Below are 15,194 nucleotides of genomic sequence, written 5' to 3' on the forward strand. Positions count from 1 at the left end.
TGTGGTACAGTCCGAATTAGACAATAGTTCAGCTTGATTCGATATTGCCACACAAACCTCGGTGATCTGTATGCCTTCTTTTGATGTTGTGTCTGAAATAAACAAGCCTGAGCTAGCGAACGCGCTGCATCAGGCAAATAAAGAACTCAGTACTCGGTTCGATTTTAAGGGTACTGATGCACGGGTCGAGTCTAACGAACAAAGTTTGACCGTCTTTGCCGACAATGAGTTTCAGGTTAAGCAGGCAGTTGATGTCTTGTGCTTGAAGCTCGCGGCACGTGGTATTGATTTGGCCTGCCTGGAATATCGCCCGATAGAGGAAATTGGTGGCGGTAAAGCTCGGCAGATCCTTTTGCTACGTGAGGGCATCAACTCAGATCTTGGTCGCAAACTGGTGAAACAAATTAAAGATCAGAAACTAAAAGTGCAAACCGCAATACAAGGTGATCAACTCCGTGTCACGGGGAAGAAGCGCGACGACTTGCAAGCTGTGATCGCTTTTTTAAAGCAAGCGGATGCGGGTATTCCGCTGCAATTTAATAATTTTCGAGACTAATCGATTCTGGCTGGATCGTACTATATTAATGGAAAAAATTATGCAACATATGTTAAAAAATATGACATCAATATTGGCTATCTGTCTTTTCGTTGGCTTAGGTCTAACGGCGGCGCAAGCAGGCCCGCTAGAGGATGTCGACAAGGTGCGTGCAGAACTGGTAAAGATGGTGCCGCCAGCGAGTGATGCGCCGATTTTGGAGACGCCAGTCAATGGTGTGTATCGTCTTGAGCTCGATAACGGCTTTTATTACGCTTACGTGGATGGGGATCACATCTTGTTTGGTGATTTGGTCAACACCAAAGATCAGATTAATTTAGGTGAGGTGGCGAAAGCTGAGCGCACATCAGCGTTGATCGAGGGCACACCTTTGAACAAAATGATTGTGTACGGTCCAAAAGATGCGAAACGTCATGTCACGGTGTTTACCGACATTGACTGCGGCTATTGTCGTAAACTTCATTTGGAAGTGCCAAACCTTAATGAGGCTGGCGTGCAAGTCCGTTATCTGGCTTTCCCGCGTGCCGGCGTGGGCTCAGAGAGTCACAAGAAGTACGTGTCCGTATGGTGTAATGCCGATCAACAAGCAGCGTTAACCGATGCAAAAGCCGGTAAGAACGTGCCGCCAGCAAGTTGTGAAAACCCGGTTGCCGAGACCTACGAACTGGGCCGTAAAGCCGGTGTGTCGGGTACGCCAACTATTATTCTGGATGATGGTACCGTCACGCCGGGTTATGTGCCCTACACGGTTATATTAGAGCGTTTGGGTATCGCAGAGCAGGCCGGAGAGTAAGGCGGGTTACCGTAAACGTAGGCGAGGTTGATCGATTACGTTTTGATTTGCCGCCGATCAAGACCATAAAAAAGGAGCCAATCGGCTCCTTTTTTTTGATTCTATGTTCGAGCGTATTATCAGCGCTCAAGCAACTCCAGTTTGCCTTCTTTTTCTGCCCACTGGTCAGCGTCCTCTAGCGCTGGCTTTTTCTCGGTGATGACTGGCCAAATTGCCGACAGTTCTTCGTTCAACGCTAAGTAGTGTTGATCCTTGTCTTCCAGGTCGTCGTCTGCCACGATCGCGTTTACTGGGCACTCGGGTTCACATAGGCTGCAGTCAATGCATTCTTCCGGATCAATCACTAGAAAATTCGGCCCTTCATGAAAACAATCCACCGGGCAGACTTCAACACAATCCGTGTATTTGCACTTGATGCATTCTTCTTTTACTACATAGGTCATCGGTTATTTCTCCGCTACGTGTGCGAATCTGAATATAGTGGCACCTCACGGTGCGCCCAAAGATCGCGTATTTTATGTGCTGCCGGTGCGTAAATCAATGCGCTGTGTGCTATTGCAGTTTGCGCTTAAGTTGATACAACAGCTCGAGAGCTTGTTTGGGTGTGACATCATCAACTTCTGTGTTGCGTAAACACTGTTCAATTTCAGATTCCCGTGCCGGCGCCTGGAAATCCAGTGTGTGCTGAATTTGGGGGGCTTGTGTCTGACTCTGTTCAAGTTCAGTGAGCTTGTGCGATGCCGTGTTTAATACCTGTGAGGGTAAACCTGCTAGGCGTGCCACCTGAATACCGTAGCTTTGGTTAGCCGGTCCATGCTTCACGTGGTACATGAAGACGATGCTATTTCCATGCTCAACCGCGTCCAAGTGAACATTCGACACGGTGGACAGCTGATCGGCCAGCGCAGTAATCTCAAAATAGTGCGTTGCAAACAAGGAAAATGCGTGTAGCCGCTCCGCCAGATCCAGTGCACATGCCCAAGCCAATGACAAGCCGTCGTAAGTACTGGTGCCACGACCGATTTCGTCTACCAACACCAAACTATTGGGCGAGGCGTTGCGTAAAATATTGGCCATTTCAGTCATCTCGACCATAAACGTCGAGCGTCCGCCCGCGAGGTCGTCGGCAGCACCAATGCGCGTAAATATTCGGTCGATTGGTCCAATTGTGGCCTGGGTCGCTGGCACATAGCTGCCGGTGTACGCCAACAGGGTAATCAGCGCATTTTGTCGCATATAGGTGCTTTTACCACCCATATTCGGTCCGGTAATCACATTCATGCGCGTGGTGTCATTGAGCACCAAGTCGTTGGCGATAAATGGGCTGCTTTGATTGGCTTCCACGACCGGATGGCGACCGTCGCGGATGTCGATGCCTGGTTGATCGGTCAGTGTTGGGCGGCAAAAATTGAGCGACACCGCGCGTTCGGCAAAGTTGGCCAACACGTCTAATTGCGCCAGCGCTGAGGCCATGTGCTGCATGGCGCGAACGTCGGGTTGCAGTCGGTCTATTACGTCTTGGTAAAGCCGTTTCTCGCGCGCCAGAGCATTTTCTCTGGCACTCAGGACCTTGTCTTCGTAGTCCTTGAGTTCCTCGGTGATATATCGCTCGGCATTTTTGAGCGTTTGACGTCGAATATAGTGATTCGGCGCCGAACTCGCTTGTGCCTTGCTGACCTCTATGTAGAACCCGTGCACGCGATTGTATTTGACTTTGAGTGTGGCGATCCCGGTTTGCTCACGCTCACGCTGTTCGAGTTCCAATAAAAACTCGCCGGAATTCTTACTCAATCGGTGCAGCTCATTAAATTCTGCATCGAACGCTGGTCGAATCACGCCACCATCTCGAATTACCGCAGCAGGTTCCTCTAAAATTGCTGCTTCAAGCAGTTGTTGACTGTCGGTAAATGGCCCCAGTCGAGTACTCAACGATCGAAGTAAGTCACTCTCAGCGTTGGCGATGGCATGGTGGATCGCGGGTAAGCATTGTAACGCTGTCCGCAGACGAGTCAGATCGCGCGGGCGCGCGTTGCCGAGCGCGATGCGGGTCAAAATTCGTTCGACGTCCCCACATTGACGTAGTAAACGATGCACCTCTGCCTGATCCAGGCGGTCGATAAACTCGCCGACTGCCAGCTGGCGGTGTGCCAGTTCAACCTGATTGGTGATTGGGCCGTGCAGCCAACGTCGCAGTAATCGGCCGCCCATTGGGTTGGCACATTGGTCCATCAATGCCACTAGGGTGAATTTATTGCCACCGGATAAATTGGTCTCTATTTCCAAGTTTTGCCGACTCGCCGCGTCGATGACTAAAAAATCACTTTTTTGCGTGATTGAAAAATCAGCAATATGCGGCACAGCATCGTATTGCATGTCTTTGGTGTACTGCAGTAACGCGCCCGCCGCACTGACTGCCAGTGGATAATCCTGGCAACCGTAAGCCACTAGATTCGTTGTGTTGAACTGGCGACATAGCAGGTCGGTGGCAACATCATGATCGAAATACCAGCTTGGCACGGCATGGCAGTTACGTTCACCTAATGTCGGTTTCAGTGTTTCATCCGTATCGGCATAGAGCGTTTCGGCAGGATTTAGTCGCTCTAGCTCAGCATGCAGCTGGTCTAGGGTATCAAGTTGCTGTGCTTTGAACTGACCGATCGAGAGCTCCAAGGTGGCAATCGCAAACTGGCCATCCCTTGCGTACAGTGCCGCCAGAATGTTATCTCGGCGTTCGTCCAGCAAGCTATCCTCAGTCAGCGTACCGGGGGTCACCACGCGAACCACTTTGCGTTCCACCGGTCCTTTTGAGGTGGCTGGATCGCCAATCTGTTCAGCGATGGCGACCGACCGGCCAAGTTTTACCAATTTGGCGAGGTACTGGTCCACGCTGTGAAACGGCACGCCCGCCATCGGGATTGGTTCGCCATTAGACTTGCCACGCTGTGTCAGGGTGATATCCAGCAACTTTGCGGCCAGCTCGGCGTCCTGATAGAACACCTCATAGAAGTCACCCATGCGATACAGCACCAAGGTGTCTGGATAGTCAGCTTTGATGCGCAGATACTGCTGCATCATCGGGGTATGTTGCGAATTACTGCTATTTGCCACGATTAGGGTAAAGCCTTGGTAGAGAAAAAGTGTTACGTAATATTGGAAATAATGTGCTGGAGCTTTTCATGCACGCGCGGCGTGCCAGCAACGACATTGCCAGATTTGAATATGTCAGTACTACCCGAGTAGTCGGTTACCAAGCCACCTGCCTCTTTTACCAAGAGAGCTCCAGCGGCAATATCCCAGTCTTGTAATCCAAATTCCCAAAAGCCGTCGTAGCGACCGCAGGCCAAATAGGCTAGGTCGAGGACTGACGAGCCGGTGCGATGTACGCTTTGTGCGCGTGGCATTAAAGCGGCAAATGTCTTTAGCCATAATTTGGTTGTGTTGCCTTCACGGTACGGAAATCCCGTACACAGTAGGCTGTCTGAAAACCGGCTGATATCGGACACGCGGATTCGACGCCCATCGAGTTGCGCGCCGCCACCTTTGCGTGCCGTGAACAGCTCATTGCGCAGCGGATCGTAAACCACGGCAGCGACGATGTCGTTTTTGTGTTTTAGTGCAATCGACACACAGCAGTGTGGATGACCATGTAGGAAGTTGTGTGTGCCGTCCAGTGGATCGATGATCCAGCAGAACTCGCTTTCGCGGCCCAAGTCACCGGCTTCTTCGCTAACAATATTGTAGTTGGGGTAGGCCGCATCCAAATGATGAATCACGGTGCGTTCCGCCATAAGATCTATTTCCGAAACCAGTTCTGTGCGGCTTTTAGTGTCTGTCTTGCGATTGACCTTGACGCGATCCAGTTGTGTGATGTTTTGTGCAATAAGTTTGCCGGCTTCACGCGCAGCCGTCGTGGCGACGTTGAGTGCGCCCGTAATTAGATTGGATTCCATACAGAAGTTCCGAACAATAGATTGTAAAAAAGCAGTGTCGGATTGTACGCGTGTGGTGCTTTGAATAAAAGCCGTGAGGGTCGGTCAAAACGATATTTTTGTCGCAGTTAATTTACGGCTCCGCAGATAAAGACATTGTTGCTAGGGAACTTGATCGCGTGGTATTACTCGTAATCGACGCGCTTTGTCCCGCGCTGAGCAAAAATAGCGCTTGGCCGACGCGTTCCGTGGTGTTTACAGCGTCGAGCTGCGTTAGAATGCATAGCCCAAACTAAACCAGATATGTAAATCAGCTCGGTGGAACAGTCAACCCGCATCAAGATCGTGCTCGTAGAGCCAACGCATCCTGGCAATATCGGATCAGTTGCCAGAGCCATGAAGACCATGGGGCTTAGCCGCCTAGTGTTGGTCAATCCGAAGAAGTTTCCGCACTACGAGGCAAGCAAGCTGGCTGCCGGTGCTGAAAGCGTGTTGGATCAAGCTGAGGTGGTTACGTCATTGTCCGCGGCAATCAGTGACTGTACCTTGGTTTTAGGTACATCGGTGCGCGATCGTGAAGTCAGTTGGCCAACCCGGGATCCCCGCGCGGCAGCGGAGTCGATTATCCAGCATGTTGCGTCACCGACACACCAGGCGGCAATCTTATTCGGGCGCGAAAGCAGCGGCTTAAGTAATGCTGAGCTGGATCAGTGTCAGTTTCAAATACGCATTCCAGCCAACCCTGAATACAGCTCGTTGAATCTCGCCAGCGCCGTACAATTGATTAATTACGAAATCCGAATGCAAGCGATCAATCAGTCTACCGGTCTCGATGATCAGGCTGAGCCGGCAGCGACTAGTATGGCGGCCCGCCAACGCCCGGCCACTAAAGCCGAACGTGAGGGTTTCCTGGAGCACTTGCAAAACACACTTGTGGCCCTAGACTTTGTTAAAGTAAATCCCCCAACAGTGTTAATGCGAAAATTAACACGGCTGTACAATAAGGCGGACCTGACGGTGGAGGAGATTCAAATCCTGCGCGGTATTTTAGCTTCTGTTGATCAGAAGTTGACGCCTTCCTAACCTTAGCTGTTGCGAAATGCGCGACCGAAGAAGTGATTATGTTTGAGCGAATTCGAGAAGATATTCAAACCGTTTTTCAGCGCGATCCAGCGGCGCGGCATACGTTGGAAATACTGACCACCTATCCAGGTATTCATGCGGTGTTACTGCATCGACTTGCACATGCGTGTTGGCGCGTTGGTTTGAAGTGGTTGGGTCGTTTTATTGCGCATATATCACGATGGTTGACCGGCATTGAAATTCACCCAGGTGCCACCCTTGGAAGACGACTGTTTATTGACCACGGCATGGGGGTTGTTATTGGCGAAACCGCCGAAGTCGGCGATGACGTCACGCTCTATCACGGTGTCACCTTGGGCGGCACGTCATGGAATAAGGGTAAGCGTCATCCCACCATCGGTAATAATGTGGTCATTGGTGCAGGGGCCAAGGTGTTAGGGCCAATCACGGTTGGTGAAAATGCCCGAATTGGCTCGAATTCGGTGGTGGTAAAAAATGTCGAAACAGGCTCGACGATGGTGGGCTTACCAGCGCATGCGGTCGGTTCCGATGAGTACGATCGGGCCAATGGCAAGTTTGCAGCCTATGGTCATAAGCCGTCTGCGGATGATCCGGTGGCTTTGGCTATCCATGGTTTGTGTCAGCAATTGCAGGTCATGAATAAGTACAATCACGAACTCATGGCAAAATTACGCGATGCCGGCGTGTCGGTGGCGGATATCGAGCCACCGGAGATAAAAACCGACTGCATCGAGCTGGAGCCGATGGATAAAGACTGATACGGCCTACTTGGCTTGTTTTTTTACTCTGATGCCTTATATTAGTTGTAGTTGTCTCGGCATTCGTAAGAGCGCTGTTGCCACACCGTTTTAGTCTGTCAACTTTTAACCGTACTTGTATCGCAAGCACTTTCGATTATTTAATGATTACGCTCACAGAATCAGCGGCAAAACGTATTGCCAATCAAATCGCGAAAAATGACGCCATCGCCTTGCGTTTTGGGGCCAAGGAGTCTGGGTGTTCCGGTTTTGCCTATGTGATGGACTTCGCACGCGACATTGAGCCTGAAGATGCCGTGTTTGAACAGTATGGTGTGCGTGTTGCAGTGGATGCCAAGAGTCTGCCGATCGTTTCTGGTACGCAGATTGACTATGTGTCTGAAGGCTTAAATCAAACATTTAAATTCTCTAACCCAAAAGCAACCGATGAATGTGGTTGCGGAGAGAGTTTTGCCGTATAGATTGCACTATCTACACGAGCGCTGTTGAATGACGGTGTGATGAGCCGCGCAATGGTTAACATAAAATTAACCATAATTATCTATAATTTTGTTTGATTATTGACGAAAACGCATAGAATAGCGCCTCAGAAGGCGTGGAACAGAATGGGTCTGTGTTACGCTTTCATTTCCAACCACAAAACTAAAGAAGAGGGCAATTTGCCGTGAAAATTACTCGCATGATCCAAGTATTAACCACCAGCTTCGGCTTGGTGTTGGCGCTTTCGAGCCCGGTGGTATCGGCTCAAGAGTACAAGAAATTAACGCGATTAGGGACGTCCGAAGCGGTGTGTTCAACTGGTGTGCAAACACTGGCAGAGCTGCAGGCCTTTTTCGCCGACAATCCAAACGTGGTACGCAAAATTTTAGCAGATTCTGGCTGGAGTGGCAGTGCTGATGATTTGATGGCTGCTGTTGCCGCTGGTGAAGTGACTGAGACGACTTACCCAGTTGGATCCAAGTTTGCTTGGATGGGCGCCAAAGTGAAAGGCGACTATGTCGCCAAGCCTTACCGTGAGTGGGCTGGTTCGCAATCGTTTCCAGCATTTCAAATAGACGTGTCTACGGATTGTCAGGTTTACCAAGTCGCCGTACCAAAAGAGTGCTGTAACATTTCTCTGGTATCGGTTCAGCCAGACACCTCTACTGAATGTGTGGCGCCACCAGTCGTGGCGGAGCCAGTACAAGAAGTTGCTCCAGTCGCTGAGAAAGAGCCTACCGCTGACCTATTGGCATTAATTCCATTTGTTGGTTTGTTTATCGGCACAGAAACGCGTGCTCGTTATGAGCCCGCTTGGGACATGGACATGAAAGATTCGTCTGGCGTGGTTGGTTTTCGTGCTGGTTTGATCAAGCCGTTGTCTATGAAAACAGCCATTATGGCGCAATTGTCTTATGTTGACCGCGACGGTATTAACCAAGGCAACGTTTACCCGGAAGAAACTTTCTTCCTAGACGTTGGTGTTGAGCGCAAGTTGAGCGAACGTGCATTCATTGGCGGTGGTATCGGTGCTGCAAATATTGATGAAAGCGACTACCGTGACGCGTCTTTGTTTGGCATCGTTGGTGGTGATATTGGCAAAAGTGACCTGCAATGGTTCCTTGAAGGTCGCGTCTTCGACAGTGATTCGCCAAACCATGGTTCAATTTCTGACAATAAAATGTTCAGTGCCGGTGTTCGCTATTTAATTAAATAGGCGTACAATCCGCGCAACCGGAAAAAGCGGCCTCGTGCCGCTTTTTCTGTTTGTAGTGAGTGCCAAGCGTGCACTGATCTCCATGCCAGGTAACGTACTATGTCCAGTGTTGAAATAAAACTTGAGCAAATTGGCCGCAGCCGCCCCGCAACGGAAGAGGCAACTCCAGCCATTGATGCAAACTCCAAACGCGTTGGTATCACCACGCTTGGGTGCAAGGTCAATACCTACGAGTCGGAGCTCATCGCCGAAACGCTCAAAACACAGGAGTGGGCAGTAGTCCCAAATACTGAGTCTGCCGATCTCTACTTGATCAACACCTGCACGGTCACGCGTGAAGCAGACCGTCAGGCTCGGCAGGAAGTGCGTAAAGCGATCAAGCGGAACCCGGACGCGTTGGTCGTTGTGACTGGCTGTTATGCGCAGATGGATCCCGATGCTTGTGCGTCGATTCCTGGCGTGGACTTGGTGCTCGGCAACGATCGAAAGCTCGATGTGCATGCTCTCTTGCCGCAGCTGGAGCAAGGTGGTCTGCCGCAAGTGTTGGTTGGTGACTTGGATCAGCATATAAGCTTACCAGATAGTATTTTGACCGGTTTTGAGGCGCACACTCGTGCCTTTGTGCAAATTCAGCAAGGCTGTGACCAAGGCTGCACATTTTGCATTATTCATGTCGCGCGTGGCCCTAGCCGTTCATTGCCACCAAGCTTGATCAAGCGTCAAGTGCAGCGATTAGTTTTGAATGGGTACCCTGAAGTGGTTATTTGTGGCGTGGATCTGGGGTCCTACGGCGATGATCTGGCGACCACAGATTCCAGGTTTGATCTTGTTGACTTGCTGCGAGAACTTTTGGCCTTGGAGTGCGATCCAGAAAACCCGTTTCGAATCCGATTGAGTTCGATCGACCCGCATCACATTACCGATCGTCTCGTCGCGTTGTGGTCGAGTGAACCGAGAATCTGTCCGCACATGCATTTATCACTGCAAAGCGGTAATGATTTGATCCTGAAGCGCATGAAGCGGCGCTACAATGCGCAACATGTTCGTGAGCGTATCGCTAAGCTGCGTGCTGCTATGCCAGAGCTTGTTATCAGCGCCGATGTTATGGTCGGCTTTCCAACCGAAACGGACCAACACTATATGGATACTGAGAACTTGGTGCGTGAGATTGAGGTGGCATTCCCGCATACATTTTCTTACTCTGAACGCGAAGGTACACCGGCGGCAAGAATTCCTGCTGACCGTCAAGTACCGGTGCCAGAACGGAAAGCGCGCAATAAACGATTGCGCGCAGCGGCCGCACCAATACAAGCCGCATTGCGGGCAGGCAGACTAGGTCAGTCGGCATGGGTTTTGCCTGAGAAAAAAGCGCAAAAAGCGGGTTTTATGGTGTGTCGAGCCGAAGATTACCTCGCTGTGTTAGTCCCAGAAGCGCAGGTTGAACAAGGTAAATGGGTGAAAGTGGTATATCAAGCCCTGGAGAATGAGTTTTTGGTGGCAAATATCCACTAACTTTGCGCATGGCGGTTAGTATTTCGCCGGACTAGGCGTTAGAATATGCGCCGCTTGAGGCCTGCCCGTAGGCAGTGCTGAGAATTACTTAACTGAATTATATCTACTTCTACTGGAGTCTTAAAATGGCTGTTGAACGCACCCTTTCTATTATCAAGCCTGATGCTGTTGCTAAAAACGTGATTGGTAAAATTTACGCACGTTTCGAAGAAGCTGGTTTGCAAATCGTTGCTGCACGCATGATGCACTTGTCTGAAGAACAAGCAGGTGAGTTTTATGCCGTTCACAAAGAGCGTCCATTCTATGGGGATTTGGTGTCTTTCATGACATCGGGACCTGTGATCGTTCAAGTGCTGGAAGGTGAGAATGCAATTGCCGCACACCGTGATGTGATGGGCGCAACTAATCCTGCGGAAGCAGCACCAGGCACGATTCGTGCAGACTTTGCGACCAGCATCGATGAAAATGCCTGCCACGGTTCAGATGCACCAGAGACTGCGGCACAGGAAATCGAGTTTTTCTTCGGCAAAGACGGTGTTTGCCCACGCACTCGCTAAGCCTTGACGTGATCTGACTATGACACCGACCGAACAACCAATTAACCTGATGGGCCTAGATCGCAGTGCGATGGAAGCGTATTTTGCTTCCATCGGCGAAAAGCCGTTTCGTGCCTCCCAGGTTATGAAATGGATTCACCAGGTTGGTGTCAGTGACTTTGCTGAGATGACAAACCTCAGCAAAGCACTGCGTGCATCTTTGGCCGAAAATGCTGAGATTCGTGTTCCGACTATCATCTCGGACAATTTATCGCAGGACGGGACTCGGAAGTGGCTGTTGAGTGTGCCGGGCAAAAGCGCGATCGAAATGGTGTTTATTCCGGAGGATTCGCGTGGCACCTTATGTGTCTCATCGCAAGTTGGTTGTACCTTGAATTGTTCGTTTTGCGCCACCGGCAAGCAAGGCTATAACCGCGATTTGACCACTGCAGAGATTATTGGGCAGGTTTGGATCGCCAAGCATTTATTGGCTGAGCAATACCAAACCGAAGATCGCATCGTCAGCAACGTGGTGATGATGGGTATGGGCGAGCCGTTGATGAACTTTGATAATGTGGTCTCGGCCATGAATATCATGCAGGACGACTTTTGTTTCGGTTTATCCAAACGTCGAATCACCCTGAGCACTGCTGGCGTGGTACCTAAAATTGACGAATTGAAACAAGCCTGCCCGGTTAGCCTAGCGGTGTCGTTACACGCGCCGAACGATGAGCTGCGAAATGAACTCGTGCCGCTCAATCGAAAATACCCAATCAAAGAATTAATGGCTGCATGCAATCGGTATGTGGCCGACTCGCAGCGGGCGCGTATCACCTTTGAGTATGTGATGTTGTCCGGCGTGAACGACGAGCCCGAGCATGCTCGTCAACTGGCGAACTTGATGAAAACGGTGCCAGGTAAAGTTAACCTGATTCCGTTTAACACCTTTGAAGGCATCGACTATGAGCGCTCGTCAAATAACCGAATTCACCGCTTTCGCGATATTTTGCACAAAGCGGGCGTGATCGTGACGATACGTAAAACCCGCGGTGATGATATTGAAGCGGCATGCGGCCAATTGGCTGGCGACGTGATGGATAGGACGCGTCGCTCCGAAAAATTTAGACAAACCCAGGCCAAAAAAATACAATGAGGTCTATGCCTAAAAATACCTATTCATTTTCAGCACTTATCCGCGCTTTTTTAAGCGTATTCCTAATTGTATTTTTGACTGCGTGTGTGAGCTCCGGCGGTGGCTCAAAACAAATTACCAAGGCTAAGAAGTCGCGCGCTGACCGTGCCATGGTGCACACTAAATTGGCCCAAGGGTATTTAAAGCAAGAGCAGTACGCCACAGCCAAACAGCAACTTGAACGGGCATTGAGCATCGACCCGGACCATTCCGATTCAAACTATGTTATGGCTTTACTAATGCTCAAGCTAGAGCAAAACCGCCAGGCCGAACGTTATTTTGCACGAGCAGTTAAAACTGACCCAGAGAACTCCGCAGCGGCCCATGATTTTGGGGTGTTTTTGTGTCAAATTGGTAAAGAGCGTGAGTCGGTAGAGTATTTCGAGATAGCCGTGTCCAATCCCTTGTTCGATAAGGCGCAGCTAAGCTACATGCGCGCAGGCGAATGCTTGCTCAAGGTCAAGGAGGTGGCGGCAGAACAATATCTGAAAAAAGCCTTATCCTTAAATCCTCGTCTACGACCTGCTTTGTATCAGCTGGCTAAACTGAAATTTGAAGAGCAGTCGTACATGTCCGCGCGCGCGTACATCGAGCGCTACTTTGCCATTACTAATCCGCAACCTGGGTCGCTTTTACTCGCGTATAAAATAGAATCCGCACTTGACGCTCGTGATGTTGCTGAGAGTTATCGCAGCAAGTTATTGACTGAATTCCCTGGCTCAAAAGAAGCCTCGACGGTACGTCAGAGCAGAGACTAAGAAAATTTCCTAAAATTAGGTTTGATACTGAGAATATGCTCTCAGCGTCGAGTCGTTCTGGGTTTGGGTTGGTTTGAGGTTGTAATGGAAGAGAAAAATAAACTTACTGATGATGTGCGCACTATGCCGCAAGAAGGCAGCGGCAGTTTGTTGGCTGCGGCGCGTAAACAACAAAACCGCACGATTGAAGAAATCGCTGACGAATTGAATTTGTCGGTGACACAGATACGGACCATCGAGCTTGATCAGAGCGAAGGTTTGCCGGAACCGACGTATGTACGCGGTTATATTCGTTCCTATGCGAGTCTACTGGGCCTCGATCCAGAGCAAGTTCTGGAGCACTACCTGAACCCAAATTGGCAGAAGGGCGCGCGTTTAGATGACCTGCCGCGTGGTATCGGCTCGGCATCCGACTCAGAACGTAGCAGCGTGTTTAGCTTTGGTAAATTGGTCATGGTAGCCATTGTCGCCGGCGTGTTTGCCTTATGGTACACGGGAAAATTTGATGGATTGCTTGGCGATCAAACCGCGCCAGTTGCGCAAAGCGTGACCGCGGGTCCGACAGCAACTCAGCCGGCTGAATCAAATACGTCCACTGAGATACCTGACACGACCGTGGTTGAAACGTCCAGCGAACTGAGTGAACAAGCGCAAACCACATCGCCATTGAATCAGACTGCTGACGAAGTCATAGCGGCCAACGAATCCTTAGAAGACGAGTCCTTGCAACAACGTGTTGGCCAGGTGTTGGTCCTGGATTTCAATGATACCTGCTGGGTCGATATTCGAGATAGCGATGGAAAACGCCTGGCCTACAAGAGTTACGCCGGTGGTGAACAGCTGGAAGTGCAGTCTGAGTTGCCCATCACGGTCTTTCTGGGCAAAGCCGCAGCGGTGACGGCTAAAGTGAACGGCGACGATTTTGACTTAACACCTCATCGTGAAGGTGTGTTCGCTCGATTCTCGATCGGCGAATGACCGGTTCAGATACGCAACGCCAGTTCTGAAAAAAACATTATTCCCCGACCCGCTTCATCATGAATAAGCAATCTCAAATTAAAGCCATTCGTGGCATGAACGATATTTTGCCGCTGGATTCCGCGCTGTGGCAGCATGTTGAGACGGTATGTGCCGACGTGTTTCGGCAGTTTGGCTATCAGCAAATTCGCACACCACTGGTGGAGAGCACCCAGTTATTTGCGCGCTCGATTGGGGCTGAGACAGACATTGTTTCCAAAGAGATGTACACCTTTGAAGATCGCAATGGTGATTCACTGACTCTGCGCCCAGAGGGGACGGCGAGCACCGTTCGAGCTGGGATCGAGAACGGTTTGTTTTACAATCAGCAACAGCGCCTATGGTATCAGGGGCCCATGTTTCGTCATGAACGACCTCAGAAAGGGCGTTATCGTCAGTTTCATCAGGTCGGGCTGGAGTGTTACGGCTGGAATACGCCTGATATTGAAGCGGAAGTATTGTCACTGGTTGCACAATTATTCGATCGCTTGGGATTGAAAGATACAGAATTGCAGATTAACAGTCTTGGTGACGACACCGCCCGAGCTAATTATCGCGATGCTTTGGTTGCGTATCTTTCCCAGCACCGAGATGCCTTGGATGAAGACAGTGTTCGAAGACTGACCACAAATCCGTTGCGAATTTTGGACAGTAAGAATGCTGAGGTGCAAGCGTTGTTGGGTGATGCGCCCAATATCTTGACGTTCTTGAGTGATTCGTCGGCACAGCACTTTGAAACCTTGCAGACGTATCTGACTGACCTCGGCATCGCGTTCCGTATTAATTCGCGATTGGTGCGTGGTCTTGATTACTATAATGACACCGTGTTCGAATGGGTGAATAAAGATTTTGGCGCGCAATCGACCGTGTGCGGCGGCGGTCGCTATGACGGCTTAGTAGCGCAGCTTGGTGGGCAGTCAACACCGGCTTTCGGTTTTGGTATGGGGCTCGAGCGTCTGATTCAGATTTTGCAGGAGCAAGGTGCTGAGTCGGCCAATCAAACTGGGTTCACAGATGTGTTCATCGTATCGGTTGGAGAGGCTGCTCGCCGCCAGGCGTTGATCTTGCAGCGCGATCTGATTCAGGCTGGCCTGGCGGTAAACTGTCATCAAGGCGCTGGTAGTATGAAAAACCAATTTAAACGTGCAGATAAAAGTGGTGCGACGCTTGCTTTGGTGATTGGTGAGCAGGAAGCGCAGGACGTCACCGCAAGCGTCAAGCCGTTGCGACGACCTAAGTCCACGTCACAGGCACCGTTGGAACAACAAACAATTGCACAAAACGATGTCGTGAACGTCGTGACTAATCTATTAGAATCGCTATAATGCACAGTCCCCTTGTGG

15 protein-coding genes are annotated in these 15,194 nt (G+C 50.4%); 12 read left to right on the forward strand and 3 right to left on the reverse strand.

The genetic code is table 11. From position 1 onward, the window contains the following. The first annotated feature begins 70 nt into the window (after positions 1-70). The gene (locus IE055_RS09525; RefSeq protein WP_189400137.1) at positions 71-556 is read left to right on the forward strand and encodes a YajQ family cyclic di-GMP-binding protein; all 486 of its coding nucleotides are present in this window, start codon (positions 71-73) and stop codon (positions 554-556) included. A gap of 40 nt (positions 557-596) precedes the next feature. Then, a complete protein-coding gene (locus tag IE055_RS09530; RefSeq protein WP_189400139.1) occupies positions 597-1,349 on the forward strand; it encodes a DsbC family protein in 753 nt (250 codons plus the stop codon). A 119-nt stretch (positions 1,350-1,468) separates the two neighbouring features. Here IE055_RS09530 and fdxA read toward each other — a convergent pair whose 3' ends face one another. From fdxA to IE055_RS09545, 3 genes are all read right to left on the reverse strand, one after another. Continuing rightward, the gene (fdxA, locus tag IE055_RS09535; protein ID WP_189400141.1) at positions 1,469-1,792 is read right to left on the reverse strand and encodes a ferredoxin FdxA; all 324 of its coding nucleotides are present in this window, start codon (positions 1,790-1,792) and stop codon (positions 1,469-1,471) included. A gap of 109 nt (positions 1,793-1,901) precedes the next feature. Further along, positions 1,902-4,424, reverse strand: a complete 2,523-nt coding sequence (gene mutS / locus IE055_RS09540) for a DNA mismatch repair protein MutS (RefSeq protein ID WP_189400344.1) — start codon at positions 4,422-4,424, stop codon at positions 1,902-1,904. Positions 4,425-4,489: 65 nt separating this feature from the next. After that, positions 4,490-5,299, reverse strand: a complete 810-nt coding sequence (locus IE055_RS09545) for an inositol monophosphatase family protein (protein ID WP_229794221.1) — start codon at positions 5,297-5,299, stop codon at positions 4,490-4,492. Positions 5,300-5,596: 297 nt separating this feature from the next. Between IE055_RS09545 and IE055_RS09550 the strand changes: the two genes are divergently transcribed. The 10 genes from IE055_RS09550 (at position 5,597) to hisS (ending at position 15,176) form a co-directional block, all read left to right on the forward strand. Continuing rightward, complete coding sequence (locus IE055_RS09550; RefSeq protein WP_189400143.1) at positions 5,597-6,361, forward strand: RNA methyltransferase; 765 nt, start codon at positions 5,597-5,599, stop codon at positions 6,359-6,361. Between the two features lie 38 nt (positions 6,362-6,399). After that, positions 6,400-7,140, forward strand: a complete 741-nt coding sequence (cysE, locus tag IE055_RS09555; protein ID WP_189400145.1) for a serine O-acetyltransferase — start codon at positions 6,400-6,402, stop codon at positions 7,138-7,140. A 143-nt stretch (positions 7,141-7,283) separates the two neighbouring features. Beyond that, entirely contained in the window at positions 7,284-7,601 is a 318-nt protein-coding gene (locus IE055_RS09560) for a HesB/IscA family protein (RefSeq protein ID WP_189400147.1), read from the forward strand. Between the two features lie 218 nt (positions 7,602-7,819). Next, positions 7,820-8,836, forward strand: a complete 1,017-nt coding sequence (locus IE055_RS09565) for a hypothetical protein (RefSeq protein ID WP_189400149.1) — start codon at positions 7,820-7,822, stop codon at positions 8,834-8,836. Positions 8,837-8,935: 99 nt separating this feature from the next. After that, a complete protein-coding gene (gene mtaB / locus IE055_RS09570; RefSeq protein ID WP_189400151.1) occupies positions 8,936-10,348 on the forward strand; it encodes a tRNA (N(6)-L-threonylcarbamoyladenosine(37)-C(2))-methylthiotransferase MtaB in 1,413 nt (470 codons plus the stop codon). A gap of 125 nt (positions 10,349-10,473) precedes the next feature. Next, positions 10,474-10,905: a nucleoside-diphosphate kinase gene (gene ndk, locus IE055_RS09575; protein ID WP_189400152.1), complete on the forward strand. Its 432-nt coding sequence runs from the start codon at positions 10,474-10,476 to the stop codon at positions 10,903-10,905. A 19-nt stretch (positions 10,906-10,924) separates the two neighbouring features. Continuing rightward, complete coding sequence (gene rlmN / locus IE055_RS09580; RefSeq protein WP_189400154.1) at positions 10,925-12,037, forward strand: dual-specificity RNA methyltransferase RlmN; 1,113 nt, start codon at positions 10,925-10,927, stop codon at positions 12,035-12,037. A 5-nt stretch (positions 12,038-12,042) separates the two neighbouring features. Beyond that, a complete protein-coding gene (pilW, locus tag IE055_RS09585) occupies positions 12,043-12,834 on the forward strand; it encodes a type IV pilus biogenesis/stability protein PilW (protein WP_189400156.1) in 792 nt (263 codons plus the stop codon). Positions 12,835-12,918: 84 nt separating this feature from the next. Continuing rightward, positions 12,919-13,812: a helix-turn-helix domain-containing protein gene (locus IE055_RS09590; protein ID WP_189400158.1), complete on the forward strand. Its 894-nt coding sequence runs from the start codon at positions 12,919-12,921 to the stop codon at positions 13,810-13,812. A gap of 59 nt (positions 13,813-13,871) precedes the next feature. Then, a complete protein-coding gene (gene hisS, locus IE055_RS09595; RefSeq protein WP_189400160.1) occupies positions 13,872-15,176 on the forward strand; it encodes a histidine--tRNA ligase in 1,305 nt (434 codons plus the stop codon). The last annotated feature ends 18 nt before the right edge of the window (positions 15,177-15,194 follow it).

This window comes from Arenicella chitinivorans, from assembly GCF_014651515.1.
Lineage (GTDB): Bacteria > Pseudomonadota > Gammaproteobacteria > Arenicellales > Arenicellaceae > Arenicella > Arenicella chitinivorans.

What these genes read in the sequence shown, in the direction of transcription:
- IE055_RS09565 (WP_189400149.1), top strand. Translation starts at nt 7,820, where the DNA reads ATGATCCAAGTATTAACCACCAGCTTCGGCTTGGTGTTGGCGCTTTCG.
- IE055_RS09530 (WP_189400139.1), top strand. Translation starts at nt 597, where the DNA reads ATGCAACATATGTTAAAAAATATGACATCAATATTGGCTATCTGTCTT.
- IE055_RS09545 (WP_229794221.1), bottom strand. Translation starts at nt 5,299, where the DNA reads ATGGAATCCAATCTAATTACGGGCGCACTCAACGTCGCCACGACGGCT.
- pilW (WP_189400156.1), top strand. Translation starts at nt 12,043, where the DNA reads ATGCCTAAAAATACCTATTCATTTTCAGCACTTATCCGCGCTTTTTTA.
- rlmN (WP_189400154.1), top strand. Translation starts at nt 10,925, where the DNA reads ATGACACCGACCGAACAACCAATTAACCTGATGGGCCTAGATCGCAGT.
- mutS (WP_189400344.1), bottom strand. Translation starts at nt 4,424, where the DNA reads ATGATGCAGCAGTATCTGCGCATCAAAGCTGACTATCCAGACACCTTG.
- IE055_RS09590 (WP_189400158.1), top strand. Translation starts at nt 12,919, where the DNA reads ATGGAAGAGAAAAATAAACTTACTGATGATGTGCGCACTATGCCGCAA.
- hisS (WP_189400160.1), top strand. Translation starts at nt 13,872, where the DNA reads ATGAATAAGCAATCTCAAATTAAAGCCATTCGTGGCATGAACGATATT.
- IE055_RS09525 (WP_189400137.1), top strand. Translation starts at nt 71, where the DNA reads ATGCCTTCTTTTGATGTTGTGTCTGAAATAAACAAGCCTGAGCTAGCG.
- cysE (WP_189400145.1), top strand. Translation starts at nt 6,400, where the DNA reads ATGTTTGAGCGAATTCGAGAAGATATTCAAACCGTTTTTCAGCGCGAT.
- IE055_RS09560 (WP_189400147.1), top strand. Translation starts at nt 7,284, where the DNA reads ATGATTACGCTCACAGAATCAGCGGCAAAACGTATTGCCAATCAAATC.
- ndk (WP_189400152.1), top strand. Translation starts at nt 10,474, where the DNA reads ATGGCTGTTGAACGCACCCTTTCTATTATCAAGCCTGATGCTGTTGCT.
- fdxA (WP_189400141.1), bottom strand. Translation starts at nt 1,792, where the DNA reads ATGACCTATGTAGTAAAAGAAGAATGCATCAAGTGCAAATACACGGAT.
- mtaB (WP_189400151.1), top strand. Translation starts at nt 8,936, where the DNA reads ATGTCCAGTGTTGAAATAAAACTTGAGCAAATTGGCCGCAGCCGCCCC.